Origin of the sequence: Photobacterium damselae subsp. damselae (assembly GCF_038086725.1) — a bacterium.
GTDB classification, from domain to species: domain Bacteria; phylum Pseudomonadota; class Gammaproteobacteria; order Enterobacterales; family Vibrionaceae; genus Photobacterium; species Photobacterium damselae.
In genome coordinates this window covers 1686683-1699779 of the sequence record NZ_CP146970.1, presented here as the reverse complement: position 1 = coordinate 1699779, position 13097 = coordinate 1686683, and the positions used below count along the sequence as shown (strand labels likewise).

Genomic DNA, 13097 nt, shown 5'->3' with positions numbered 1-13097 from the left:
GGTCTATTACTTCAAGTTGTTACATTGCAAAAATCGTTACGGTTTAATAACAGTTATTTTGCGTTAACGACAACGGGCTCGATATTTGTTGATTGTGATGAGCCATAAAGTGTTTGGTATAGTCCATCGGTTGCAACCAGTTCGTCGTGTGTTCCTGCTTGGGTGACTTGTCCATCTTCTAATACATAGATTAGATCAGCTTGCTTAACCGCAGATAAACGATGCGCAACAATCAAAGTCGTCTTACCATTTAAAAAAGTATTTAATGCATGGTGAAGTGCCGCTTCTGTTGCAGTGTCTAATGCCGATGTTGCTTCATCTAAGATGACAAAATCAGGGCTTGATAACACCATTCTAGCAATAGCTAACCGTTGACGCTGACCACCTGATAAACGAATACCTTGACGACCGATCTCAGTATCTAATCCTGCCGTTAAACGTTCTGTCACATCAGTGAGTTGGGCAATTTCAAGTGCTTGCCATAGCTGTTCATCACTGAAATGTCCGCCCAATGTCAAATTGTGCCTTAAAGTGTCGTTAAATAAAACGGGGTGCTGTAAAACAACAGCCATTTTTTTTCGTAACTGTTCGTAACTGACCGCTTCGATAGGGTGGCCATTAACCAGAATATTGCCATGGTTTTTCTGATAGATCCCTAAAAGAAGCTGGATGAGGGTTGACTTACCGCCACCAGATGCACCGACTAAAGCAACGCGTTTTCCCGCAGGAATAGATAAAGACAGAGAATTTAAGATTTTCTTTTCGTCATCATAGGAGAAATGAACATCTTGTAATTGAATATCGATAGCTTGGTTTGCGTTAAATGGGTCTACAGTAGCTTGAGGGCGCTTTTCTTCATCGAGAGTTAACAAAGTATTGAGTCGCTGCATTGCTGCCGATGCGCCATACCATGCAAATTGAATATTGAGTAACTCTTGGACCGGGGTAAGCATAAACCAGAGGTAGCCAAACACCGCCAGCATTTCACCAACTGTTAAGTTACTAAACACCACCATAAGCATGGCCGCAGCTCTAAATACTTCAAAGCCAATTAAAAAGAGCAGAAAGGATACTCTTCCAGCGGCCTCTGACTGCCATGCAAATTTGTCTGCGCTGTGGCGAATATCATCAGCATCATGTTTTAAACGAGCTAAAAACTCTCGTTCTTTATTGGATGCACGGAGCTGATAAAGGCCATCTAATGTCTCAACTAATCGTTGCTGAAATTTTTCGAACGATTTGTTTTCTTGACGTTTTAGGTTTTTGACGCGATTACCCATTAATTGCGAGGCATACACGACGATAGGATTGACCAGTAAGATTAATAATCCCAGTTTCCAGTTGATCCAAAGCAGTACAATAGCAGTACCGATGACCGTTAATAAACCCACGAGAAATCTACTAAGCGTATCGCCAACAAATTTATCTATGGTTTCAACATCCGTGATCAGATGAGATGTGACACCGCCACTTCCTCTCTCTTCATATTGACGCATGCTGATACGGCCAAGTTTATTAAGTAGATGTTCCCTTAAGTTATAAGTTATGTCTTTTGCTACCAAGGTAAACTGACGGCTTTGCAGTATATTGAGTGCCTGACTGATAACTCGCATTAAAACAACCAGTAACAGCACCATAAGGATGTATCCTGTTGGTCCTTGCCAATGGTCAGGTAAAAGATGATTTAAGTAGACAATCCCTTCACCTGGTTTTTTGAGTAGAACTTCATCAACCATCAAAGGCATTAAAAGCGGAATAGGGACACTGACTAACGTAGCAATAATCGCGATGAGATTTGCTGTGATAAGTCGTTTCTTATGTTTTTTTGCTTGTGTAATTATCCAAGACCAGTTAATCATTTGAGTTGTTGTTCTGTGTGACACAATGATAATGATTCCTATTTTAAATTAAGTTATCCATTCTAACGGCTATATATGGAGTAAGCTATGGAAAATAAAGCAGCCTTTTACAAAAGATTGACTCAACAAGCTCTTGCGCTTATTGAAGGGGAAAACGATTTGATTGCTAATATCTCTAATATTAGTGCCTTATTGAATATGGAGTTAGAGGATATTAACTGGGTAGGGTTTTATCTACTAAAAGATGATCAATTAGTATTAGGGCCATTTCAAGGCAAACCCGCTTGTGTTCGAATTCCGGTTGGACGAGGTGTATGTGGTACTGCTGTTTCAGAGAAAAAAGTACAACGAGTTGCAGATGTTCATGCCTTCCCTGGACATATTGCTTGTGATGCAGTGAGCAATTCGGAGATAGTTCTTCCTCTTATTGTAAGCGGGGAAGTGATCGGAGTTTTAGACATCGATAGCCCAAGTTTGTCAAGATTTGACCAAAATGATGAGCTAGGACTAATTTATTTCATAGAAGAGCTACAAAAATATCTTTAATTTCATGCTTTATGTGGTTTTTCGTCTGTAGGTAATTATAATAGTCACCACTATTTCTTTTTGATCAAAGTACTACAGCGAGATGTTCTCGCTCTATGTCAGGTAAATTCATGGAAAACTCTGAAAAGTTAACGAACAGTAAAGAAGTGATTGCATATATTGCTGAGCGTTTCCCTAAATGTTTCACTGTAGAAGGTGAAGCGAAGCCTCTTAAGATTGGTATTTTCCAAGATCTTGCAGAGCGTCTAGAAGGCGATGATAAAGTAAGTAAAACGCAACTGCGTACTGCATTACGTCAATACACTTCTTCATGGCGTTACCTTCATGGCGTAAAAGCTGGCGCACATCGTGTAGATCTAGACGGTAACGAGTGTGAAGCTCTAGAGCAAGAACACGTTGAACACGCGCAAAAAGCTTTAGAAGAAAGCAAGGCAAAAGTACGTGCTCGTCGTAAAGAGCAAGCTGCTCATAAAGCTGCTGCGAAAAAAGATCGTGACCCTAAAGCGAAAAATTCACCTAAAGCTAAGAATGTTAAGCCAAAATCAGCTAAGCTTAACAAAAAGCCTGTAGTTGAAACTCGTAAGCTAACTGCTGAAGAGATCATCGAAGGCAAACAAGTTCAAGTGAACATGGGTTCTGGTAATATGCCAGCGACGATTGTAGAAATTAACAAGGACGATGTACGTGTACGTTTCAATAACGGTCTAGTAATGGCTGTTAAAGCGGAGCACCTGCATTCGTAAGGAGAATGCTCGACGTATGAAATGTCGATTCCGTTTTTCCCTGATCGCTGCCGGCATGATGTTGGCAGCATCAGCTCAGGCCGTGGAGGCCAAATACTCATCAAGTGACTTACCGACGCTTGCCCCTGAAGAGCAGCATGCTACTGCCGCTAAAAGGGTTGCATCTCGCCTTACTCGTTCTCACTATAAGCATTTTAATCTTGACGATCAGTTTTCTGAAAAGATTTACGATCGATACATAGAGATGCTGGATTACAATCGCAGTTTTCTTACCGCTAGCGATATTAAACAGTTTGATAAATGGCAAGATCAGTTTGATGATCAACTCAAAGCGGGTGATAGTGCAGCCGCTTATGATATCTTTAACAAAACGCTTGAGCGCCGCCTCGAACGTTATCAATATGCGTTAACGTTACTTGATAAGCCGATTACGTTTACCACCAATGAAGAGTTCGTTATTGATCGCTCCGAATTACCGTGGGCAAAAGACAGTAATGAGCTTAATGAAATTTGGCGTCAACGTGTTAAATACGATGCTCTAAATCTTAAGCTTGCAGGTAAAGACGAGGCAGAGATTAAAAAAACTCTGACTAAACGTTACAACAATGCACTTAAGCGTTTAACTCAAACTCACAATGAAGACGTATTCCAACTTTACATGAATGCGTTTGCGCGTGAAGTCGATCCTCATACAAGTTACTTATCTCCTCGTAATGCAGAACAGTTCCAGTCAGAAATGAATCTATCATTAGAAGGAATTGGTGCTGTATTACAAATGACGGATGATTACACGGTTATTCGTTCTTTAGTTGCTGGTGGTCCTGCTGCATTATCGAAAAAACTGTCCGAAGGCGATCGCATTATTGGTGTTGGCCAAAAAGGGAAGAAAATCGTTGATGTGATTGGTTGGCGTTTAGATGACGTCGTCCAGTTGATTAAAGGTCCAAAGGGCAGTGATGTGATATTGGAAGTCTTGCCAGAAGGTAAGAATTCGAAGAGTTACACTGTCACGATAACTCGAGATAAGATTCGTCTTGAAGATCGCGCCGCTAAGTCAGAAGTTAAAACCGTTAACGGTAAGAAAATTGGTGTTATTGAAATTCCAGGTTTCTACGTTGGCTTAACAGAAGATACCAAAAAAGAGATTGCAAAACTGAATGCTGATAAAGTTGACGGTATCGTTATCGATTTACGCAATAATGGCGGTGGAGCACTAACTGAAGCGACGGCACTAACAGGACTATTCATATCAGAAGGGCCTGTTGTACAAGTTCGTGACAGTTATGGTCGAGTTAAAGTAAACGGCGATTCAGATAATGTGGTTTATTTTAATGGCCCACTTACTGTACTTATTAACCGTTATAGCGCATCAGCATCAGAAATTTTTGCAGCAGCGATGCAAGATTATGGTCGTGCCGTTGTGTTAGGTGAACAGTCCTTCGGTAAAGGTACGGTTCAGCAGCATCGTTCTTTGAATCATATTTATGATCTGTTTGATAAACCACTCGGTCATGTTCAATACACGATCCAGAAGTTTTATCGAATTAATGGCGGCAGCACTCAGAACTTAGGTGTTGTTCCTGATATTGCGTTCCCAACAGCAATTGATCCTGCTGAAACCGGTGAGAGTGTTGAAGATAATGCTCTACCTTGGGATAGTATCAAGCCGGCTGATTATAAGAAGATCTATAATTTCTCACCAGTAATTCCAAAACTTGAAGCAGAGCATAAAGCTCGTATCAAGAATGATATGGAATTTGGCTTTATTGCTGAAGATATTAAGCAATATAAAGCAGAGAAAGACATTAATACAATCTCGCTAAACGAAAAGACTCGTATTAAAGAGCAAGATAAAGACGATGCAGACCGCTTAGCTCGTTTGAATAAACGACAAAAAGTATTGGGTAAGCCTGCATTTAAATCTTTGGACGATGTGCCTAAAGATTATGAAGCACCAGATGTCTATCTTGATGAAGCAGTTGCGATTACTTCCGATCTTGTAAAAGAAAAAGTGAAACGCAGCTAATTCAGGTTACGCATTAATACAATTATCGCCCCAGCTTAGAGATAGGTTGGGGCTTTTTTTTGTTTATAGATATTGAAAAAACGGATGGTTCATTGAAATCTTAGCTAGGCTTATAAACATAACAAGTAATAAATTGTCATGGTCTAATTTATGCAAGGAGATATAAGACCTATATCAACAAGGTGCATAATATGAAGAAAATACTCATTATCATTGTTATGATGATAACTTCGTCTTTGTCGTTGGCTAATAATAAACATGATATTACTGAATTTGATTATCCGTTTCTTTTGGGGGATTGGTATTGGTTCAGTCCTTCTGATGATGGGGTTGAAAGTGATGGTGTTCACTATCGTGCAATGAACATTAAATTTAAATCTACTTATCAATTTATGCTTAGAATGTTAAAAGCTGATGGTTCTGTTGATGAATGGGTTGGAACTTATGATATTGATGAGTCGTCAGTAACCTTATTTGCGAATGGCCATCCAGAACAATCACACAGTTATATGCTCAGTTACAATCAGTTCATATTAGATGGTGCTCGGTTTACTAAACTTGCACCGGAGAATCTTCCTGGTAATTGGCGATCTTCTCAGCTCTCTGGTAAAGATATCCATCAAGAAATTGAAGAATTAAGTTTGTCTTTACGTCCTGATTTTCTCTTTTCTGCTGAAGTCTCAGATAAAGAAGGTAAAACGAAACAGCACCAAGGTGTGTACTATTTAGAAGATAACAATATTGTACTTATGTATGAGACAGGTCAGCATAGTAGTGAGTTTCAACTGGCTTCAGATACATTGACACTCACAAATACTGATTTTGGTATGGAAGCGGTTATGCTTAGAGAGTAGATAGATAAAAGAACAAAGAAATAGCAATGAATGTAGCGATAAGAAAAAGGCTAGATGCGAAAAATAACGCTCTAGCCTTTTGTATATTAGTTTGCAATCTTAAATGCAGTACGTAATTGGTCGAGATAATCTTCATCTCGGCACATAATTTTACCTGGCTCATCAGAGATTTTTGCAACAGGTCGACCTTGGCATTCTGTAAGTTTAAGCACTACATTCAAGGTTTCTACGTCTGGTAGATCACAGGTTAATTGAGTACCAATACCAAAGCTAACATTAATACGATCTGCAAAATGCTTATAGATATTGAGTGCTTTATCCAGAGTTAGGCTATCTGAGAAAACAAGTGATTTTGTCTTTGGATCAATGCCTAAGTCTTGATAATGAGCGATCGCTTTTTCGCCCCAGGAGATAGGGTCGCCACTATCATGACGTAAACCATCAAAACGCTCTGAAAGACGAAGATCAAAATCTCGTAAAAAAGCGTCCATATTGATGCAGTCAGTTAAGGCAATACCTAATGAATCCGGGTATTCTTGTAACCAGCGATTTAATGCAAGTTGTTGTGAGTCTGCAAGTTCACCAGACAGTTGCTGATGTCCTTGGAACCACTCATGAGCCTGAGTACCAACAGGAGTTAACCCGCGAGTGAAAGCTAAGTAGTAGTTGGACGTACCCTTAAACTCAGGCATATTTTTCGCTAAGTAATCGACAACCTGATGGTGAACAGCTTTAGAGAAACGGCGTCGAGAACCAAAATCCACCAGCGCAAACTGGCTTAAATCGATATTATTTTGCTGCGCATTTTGGTAAAAGCGCTCAATTTTAGTTTCTAGTTGAGCGATTGCATCAGCAGCCGATGCATTAGGATAACGGTGAGAGCAACGAACTTCGCAAATGATTGCTAGAAGTGGGACTTCCCAAAGAATTACGTCGAGCCATTTACCCGTGATTTTGATGGATAATTGATCGCCTGAATCGTCAACGAAAACATTTGCCGCGTTAAGCTTGAAATCTTTCAAGTAAGCAAGGTAGTCTGCTTGGAAAAATGATAATGTTGATAAATAGGCCAGTTCATCGTCAGTAAATGAAAGCTCTGAGATCTTCTCAATCTCAGCTTTGATTTGTTGACAATACGGACGTAAGTCTTCCTTGCTGCGGCAATGGAACTCCGCAACCGCTTCGACGTTCGGGTATTGATGAAAAATTGCTTGTTGCATATGCAGTTTATACGCATCTGTATCAAGCAGGGATTCGATGACCCCATTGTGACCTGTATGATTCATATCTAATGTTGTAGTTTGTCGCAATCCGGTAATTCTACATTACTTTGAGTTTGTTTTGGCTAAAAACCAGCAAACTTTCATTAAATTTTAGGGCAGTAACGATACGCTTAAACGGAGAAAACAACAAGCCAGTAAAGGGAGTTTATTTTTACCGTACAGTAAAAAATAATTGTTGCAATTCTCAGTTTAGTTGATATTAATTCTTATTCATCAATGGTTATACAGTAAAATATCTAAAACGTATACCTTGATTAAGAAATCATTACTGCTCGATGTTTAGGCAAAAAAGGAAAAATACGCATGTCTGATATAACAAACACTAACCAGCCGACTGCCAAATACCGCGCCGACTATACTGCTCCTGATTATACCATCAGTGATATCGATCTGACGTTTGATTTATACGATACTCAAACAAAAGTACTGGCTGTTAGTCAGGTTAAGCGTTTAACCGATGATAGCTCCGCTGTTTTAGCTCTAGATGGTGATGGGCTTAAACTTATCCGTGTGAGCGTTGATGGCCAGCCATGGACTGCTTATCAGGAAACCGAGAGTCAACTCATTCTTTCTAATCTTCCTGAGAGTTTCGAGCTTACTATTGAAACTGAAATTAACCCAGAAGCGAACACATTACTTGAAGGTTTGTACAAATCGGGTGGTGCGTATTGTACCCAGTGCGAGGCTGAAGGATTCCGTCGCATTACTTTTTATTTAGATCGCCCCGATGTACTGGCTCGCTTTACCACAAAAGTAATCGCCGATAACGAATACCCATTTTTATTAAGTAATGGTAACCGTATTGCTGAAGGGCAACTAGATAACGGTCGCCACTGGGTACAATGGCAAGATCCATTCCCTAAACCATCATACTTATTTGCTTTAGTTGCTGGTGATTTTGATGTATTGAAAGATCACTTTATCACTATGAGCGGTCGTAAGGTTGAGCTTGAGATCTTTGTTGATAAAGGTAACTTAGATCGCGCTACTTATGCGATGACGTCACTGCAAAATGCCATGAAGTGGGATGAAGAGCGTTTTGGTTTAGAGTACGATCTTGATATCTATATGGTTGTTGCCGTTGATTTCTTCAACATGGGAGCAATGGAAAACAAAGGTCTTAATGTTTTCAACTCCAAGTTTGTATTAGCGAATCCAAAAACCGCCACAGATACTGACTACCAAGGCATTGAATCCGTTATTGGTCATGAATACTTCCATAACTGGACTGGTAACCGCGTGACTTGTCGCGATTGGTTCCAACTAAGCTTAAAAGAAGGATTAACTGTATTCCGAGATCAAGAATTCTCTTCAGATCTTGGCTCTCGTCCTGTTAACCGTATTGCAAATGTCCGTATTATTCGTGGTCCTCAGTTTGCAGAAGATCGCGGCCCTATGTCTCATCCAATTCGTCCGGAAAAAGTGATTGAGATGAATAACTTCTATACTTTAACTGTGTATGAGAAGGGCAGCGAAGTGATCCGAATGATGCACACGTTACTGGGAGAAGAGAAGTTCCAAGCGGGTATGAAATTGTACTTTGAGCGTCATGATGGCACGGCTGCTACCTGTGATGATTTCGTTCAAGCAATGGAAGATGCTTCAAAGATTGATTTATCTCGCTTCCGTCGTTGGTATAGCCAATCAGGAACTCCTGTTGTAACTGTTACAACTGAATATGAGCAGGATAAGGCGCGTTACGCGGTCACGATTAAGCAAGAAACTGCAGCGACACCAAATCAAGAAGAGAAACTACCACTTCATATTCCGTTTGATATCGAGTTGTATAACCAGGATGGTGAACCTTATGAGTTACGCTGTAACGGTGAGTCGATTCATCATGTATTGGACGTGACAGAAGCAGAACAAACGTTTGTTTTTGAATGGATCACGACACAACCCGTTATCTCTATGCTAAGAGAGTTCTCTGCTCCTGTCGTACTACAATATGATTATAGCGATGATGAGCTGATCTTCTTAATGACCCATGCTCGTAATGAGTTCGCTCGTTGGGATGCAGGTCAAATGCTATTGGCTAAATACATTCGTCACAACGTAACTCGTGTTCAGCAAGGCAATAATGTAGAGCTTTCTGAAGCTGTGGTTGATGCATTCCGTGGCGTTTTATTGTCAACTGAATTAGATCCCGCTTTTATTGCTGAGATGCTAACACTGCCAAGTGAAAATGAAATAGCAGGTTGGTACCAATGTGTAGATGTGGATTCGATTCATCATGTTGTTGGCGAACTGACGAAGATACTGGCAAATGCAATGAGCGATGAATTTAGTGCTATTTATCATTCATTAACACAAAAGCAATATAGCCTAGATCATCAAGCAATGGCTCAACGCGCACTCCGTAACCAATGCCTCTCTTATCTTGCATTAACTGAGCAGGGTAACGCATTAGTTGATGCTCAATATCAAGCTGCGGCTAATATGACTGACACTATGGCTGCAATGAATGCGGCGAATAATGCTCAGTTAGCGTGTCGTGAAGCACAAATGACAGATTTTAGTGATAAATGGACTCACGATGGCTTAGTGATGGACAAGTGGTTCATGCTACAAGGTAAAAATCCAGCAGATAATGCCTTGCAAGTTGTTCGTGAAACCATGAATCATCCTGCATTTTCACTGAAAAACCCTAACCGTACCCGTAGCTTAGTGGTGAGCTTTACTGCAAACAATCCAGTTCATTTCCATGCAAAAGATGGCTCCGGTTATCTATTCTTGACTGAAATTCTAACGCATTTGAACACCAGTAATCCTCAAGTTGCTGCTCGTTTAATTGAACCGTTCTTAAAATATCGTCAGTACGATGCAGAACGTCAGCAATTGATGCGTGACGAACTGGAGAAGCTAGCTAACCTTGATAATTTAGCGAAAGATCTTTTCGAGAAAATTCATAAAGCTCTTGAGCTATAAGCCGATATATCACTAGTGAGCACAAAGCCTAAGGAGTTGGACTTCTTAGGCTTTTTTCGATTGGACTTTAACCATTTACAAATAGAACAAGTATGCGATTTTTTACGTTTTCTCTTAACATTCCGTATCAAGTTTTTTTGCAGCATTATTCGGGGAGTGCAAGTCAACTAATGGTTTATACCGATTGTGGACTTAAGGTTCAGTTTCCTGCTGTTCGATTTCGAAGCTTCGTTACACAGGCTGGTTTAGTAGGGCGATTTAAGGTTTTTGTAACGGCAGACAATCGCTTTGATCGAATTGAACGGCTAACAAACTAAATATGGTTAATTTTCCCACAAAACAAACCCTGTTTACGTAATCGTTTGCATTTTATTGATTTTTTACTCTACTGTAATTGATTGTTTTTATTGGCTGTTTGTCATAACTGTCTGTTTTAACGTAATTTGTATCAAAATAAATGATTGCCGTATGGAGGTTTTCAGGCAATAATGCCATCCCGTTTATACGGGGCTTTTATAAAAGGAGGTATCATGTTTTACCGCCTCGCACGATCTGCAATTTTTCAACTTGATCCAGAAAAAGCGCATGATCTCGCAATGCAAAACTTCTCTCGCTTTACCGGCACTCCTCTAGATTTATTCTATCGTCAATCTATTCCAGATCATCCTGTTGAAGTAATGGGATTAACGTTCAAAAATCCTGTTGGCCTTGCGGCTGGCCTTGATAAAAATGGCGAATGTATTGATGCATTTGGTGCTATGGGTTTTGGCTTTGTTGAAGTTGGTACGGTAACACCACGACCTCAACCAGGTAATGATAAGCCTCGTCTATTTCGTTTAATTCCTGCTGAAGGCATTATCAACCGCTTTGGTTTTAATAACCTAGGGGTAGATAATTTAGTTGAGAATGTTAAAAAAGCGAACTACGACGGTATCATCGGCATTAACATTGGTAAGAACAAAGATACTCCTGTAGAGAATGGGGCAGAGGATTACCTCATCTGTATGGATAAGGTTTACCCATATGCAGGATATATTGCTATCAATATTTCTTCACCAAACACACCAGGACTTAGAACATTACAGTATGGTGAGATGTTAGATGATCTGTTATCTCAGCTAAAAGCGAAACAAGCTGAACTGGCAGAGCTACATGGGAAATATATCCCACTAGCACTTAAGATCGCACCAGATCTTGACGATCATGAGATTGAACAAATTTGTGACTCATTACTTCGTAATAAAATTGATGGTGTGATTGGTACTAATACCACATTAGACCGTACCTTAGTTGAAGGCATGAAGCACTGTGATGAGATGGGTGGCTTAAGTGGTCGTCCTCTTCAGAACAAAAGTACCGCTGTTATTGCTAAAATGGCGGAATGCTTAAAAGGTGAGATTCCAATTATTGGCGTTGGTGGTATTGATTCTGCAATTTCTGCTCGTGAAAAGATGCAAGCAGGTGCAAGTTTGGTTCAGATTTACACCGGCTTTATCTATCACGGTCCTAAATTGGTTAAAGATATCGTTATGGGCTTGAAGTAATACAAATTTGTGTGATGAAGCTAAAAAATTAGTGTAATTTTCTGCGAAATTTGTCAAAATTACGGCGCATAAAGAGTAAGAAGGGGATATTGTTTCCCCTTTTTTTTCGCCTGAACCTTATTAAAATAACTAGCAGTGTTTATTTATGTGATCAGTGATGTTGCATAAGACCAAAGTTGGAGCGTAACCGTGTTAAAACCAAATGACTCATGGATGTGGTATTTTGACCAACAAGAAGATGCATTAATGCTTGATCTCGGTGATGAGATGGTCTTTCGCGTAGCAACTCCAAAGAAGTTCTTTACTCCTGAAGCTTATAATACGCAAACTTTCACAGTTGATGATGCGGACGTGTATCAATGCTTCAAAGAATCCATTACACACCTAGATATCTCTCTTCCTCGCAAGGCTGAACTTGGACTTAATGCCGTTGCGGTTGCCCGTTTCCATAAACCGATTATGCCAAAGAGTTGGTTTTTTGCTTCATCTGGCGTTGATTATCAACCAGAGCTTGGAGAACTGATTACGCTACAAACTGAGTTTGGTGAAGCTCAATTTCTTGTTATCGAAACAGGGGATTGCGCATCGTTGTGTATGCAAGCGACTATAGAACCACTTACACTGAATTCAAGCAAAGAGATGACTTTCTGCGAAGTGATTAAAGTCATGAACGATCGCATAATTCCATTTTCTGCTGAACAAGAAGACTACTTAGCGTTAGTGGGTTAGGTGTTTTTATTATCCTTTCATCATCTGCTGTAAATAGGGCATTTTATTGTCTGCTTATCTTTCCCAAATACGCCTATTTTGAGTAGTTCCCCGTAATTGTTAATCCCTTTATCTCTGCAAAACAGCACTTCTTTTATATCCCGTAGCTATCACTCCAGATTGATATCACGTGGCGCTAATGCTTATCTCATTTCCTAATTACAGCATCTAATATCTAATCCTATTTTTCGCGCGCTGCAACTCAAAAATCGTTATCAAATTTTCTTAATGTCAAAATAATTCGGCTGTTTTGTATGTGATTTAGGTCGAATTATTGATGTTTAAAAAAATATTTTGTCATCCTCTTTATTGGAATAATCAGTGATTTTACTGCTGATAGTGAGCAAAAATTCCTCAATTAATTATCTTGTGTAATAAAAGAACAAAGATGAAAGTGGCTTGTTTGAGCGTCTGCTAGCTTAATGCTTATAGGGTATTGGCTGGATAAGGTTGTCGAGATGATTGATGACTTGTTAAATATTACTGTTATTTATCATTGTGTTATGGTGTTTGTTTTTATGTGTAAACAATGAGGTTTTGGCAGAT

Annotated in this window: 10 protein-coding genes; 8 read left to right on the top strand and 2 right to left on the bottom strand. The window is 39.7% G+C overall.

Going from position 1 to position 13097, the window contains the following annotated elements:
- Nucleotides 1-53 precede the first annotated feature (53 nt).
- Entirely contained in the window at nucleotides 54-1859 is a 1806-nt protein-coding gene (locus WAX86_RS07750) for an ABC transporter ATP-binding protein (protein WP_341489375.1), read from the bottom strand.
- Between the two features lie 87 nt (nucleotides 1860-1946).
- On the opposite strand from WAX86_RS07750, the gene WAX86_RS07745 reads away from it, so the two are divergent.
- From WAX86_RS07745 to WAX86_RS07730, 4 genes are all read left to right on the top strand, one after another.
- A complete protein-coding gene (locus WAX86_RS07745) occupies nucleotides 1947-2405 on the top strand; it encodes a GAF domain-containing protein (RefSeq protein WP_065171734.1) in 459 nt (152 codons plus the stop codon).
- A 110-nt stretch (nucleotides 2406-2515) separates the two neighbouring features.
- Nucleotides 2516-3148 (top strand): RNA chaperone ProQ, encoded by a 633-nt coding sequence (gene proQ / locus WAX86_RS07740; RefSeq protein ID WP_005299366.1) that lies wholly within the window; start codon nucleotides 2516-2518, stop codon nucleotides 3146-3148.
- 16 nt (nucleotides 3149-3164) lie between these two features.
- The gene (prc, locus tag WAX86_RS07735) at nucleotides 3165-5174 is read left to right on the top strand and encodes a carboxy terminal-processing peptidase (protein ID WP_106339081.1); all 2010 of its coding nucleotides are present in this window, start codon (nucleotides 3165-3167) and stop codon (nucleotides 5172-5174) included.
- Between the two features lie 191 nt (nucleotides 5175-5365).
- Nucleotides 5366-6028, top strand: coding sequence for a lipocalin family protein (locus tag WAX86_RS07730; RefSeq protein WP_005299371.1), 663 nt, complete (start codon nucleotides 5366-5368; stop codon nucleotides 6026-6028).
- 86 nt (nucleotides 6029-6114) lie between these two features.
- Here the strand turns inward: WAX86_RS07730 and pncB are convergent, their stop codons facing one another.
- Complete coding sequence (gene pncB / locus WAX86_RS07725; protein ID WP_341489374.1) at nucleotides 6115-7314, bottom strand: nicotinate phosphoribosyltransferase; 1200 nt, start codon at nucleotides 7312-7314, stop codon at nucleotides 6115-6117.
- Between the two features lie 300 nt (nucleotides 7315-7614).
- Here pncB and pepN point away from each other — a divergent pair, with 300 nt between their 5' ends.
- From pepN to WAX86_RS07705, 4 genes are all read left to right on the top strand, one after another.
- The gene (gene pepN / locus WAX86_RS07720) at nucleotides 7615-10239 is read left to right on the top strand and encodes an aminopeptidase N (RefSeq protein WP_341488567.1); all 2625 of its coding nucleotides are present in this window, start codon (nucleotides 7615-7617) and stop codon (nucleotides 10237-10239) included.
- 92 nt (nucleotides 10240-10331) lie between these two features.
- Nucleotides 10332-10556 (top strand): DUF2835 family protein, encoded by a 225-nt coding sequence (locus tag WAX86_RS07715; protein ID WP_068945681.1) that lies wholly within the window; start codon nucleotides 10332-10334, stop codon nucleotides 10554-10556.
- A gap of 213 nt (nucleotides 10557-10769) precedes the next feature.
- Complete coding sequence (gene pyrD, locus WAX86_RS07710; RefSeq protein ID WP_341488566.1) at nucleotides 10770-11783, top strand: quinone-dependent dihydroorotate dehydrogenase; 1014 nt, start codon at nucleotides 10770-10772, stop codon at nucleotides 11781-11783.
- Nucleotides 11784-11972: 189 nt separating this feature from the next.
- Nucleotides 11973-12512 (top strand): cell division protein ZapC, encoded by a 540-nt coding sequence (locus tag WAX86_RS07705; protein ID WP_086366923.1) that lies wholly within the window; start codon nucleotides 11973-11975, stop codon nucleotides 12510-12512.
- Nucleotides 12513-13097: the final 585 nt, after the last annotated feature.

Excerpts from the sequence above, each read along its gene's own strand:
- proQ (WP_005299366.1), top strand. The coding sequence starts at position 2,516 with ATGGAAAACTCTGAAAAGTTAACGAACAGTAAAGAAGTGATTGCATAT.
- WAX86_RS07730 (WP_005299371.1), top strand. The coding sequence starts at position 5,366 with ATGAAGAAAATACTCATTATCATTGTTATGATGATAACTTCGTCTTTG.
- WAX86_RS07750 (WP_341489375.1), bottom strand. The coding sequence starts at position 1,859 with ATGATTAACTGGTCTTGGATAATTACACAAGCAAAAAAACATAAGAAA.
- pepN (WP_341488567.1), top strand. The coding sequence starts at position 7,615 with ATGTCTGATATAACAAACACTAACCAGCCGACTGCCAAATACCGCGCC.
- pyrD (WP_341488566.1), top strand. The coding sequence starts at position 10,770 with ATGTTTTACCGCCTCGCACGATCTGCAATTTTTCAACTTGATCCAGAA.
- WAX86_RS07715 (WP_068945681.1), top strand. The coding sequence starts at position 10,332 with ATGCGATTTTTTACGTTTTCTCTTAACATTCCGTATCAAGTTTTTTTG.
- WAX86_RS07745 (WP_065171734.1), top strand. The coding sequence starts at position 1,947 with ATGGAAAATAAAGCAGCCTTTTACAAAAGATTGACTCAACAAGCTCTT.
- pncB (WP_341489374.1), bottom strand. The coding sequence starts at position 7,314 with ATGAATCATACAGGTCACAATGGGGTCATCGAATCCCTGCTTGATACA.
- prc (WP_106339081.1), top strand. The coding sequence starts at position 3,165 with ATGAAATGTCGATTCCGTTTTTCCCTGATCGCTGCCGGCATGATGTTG.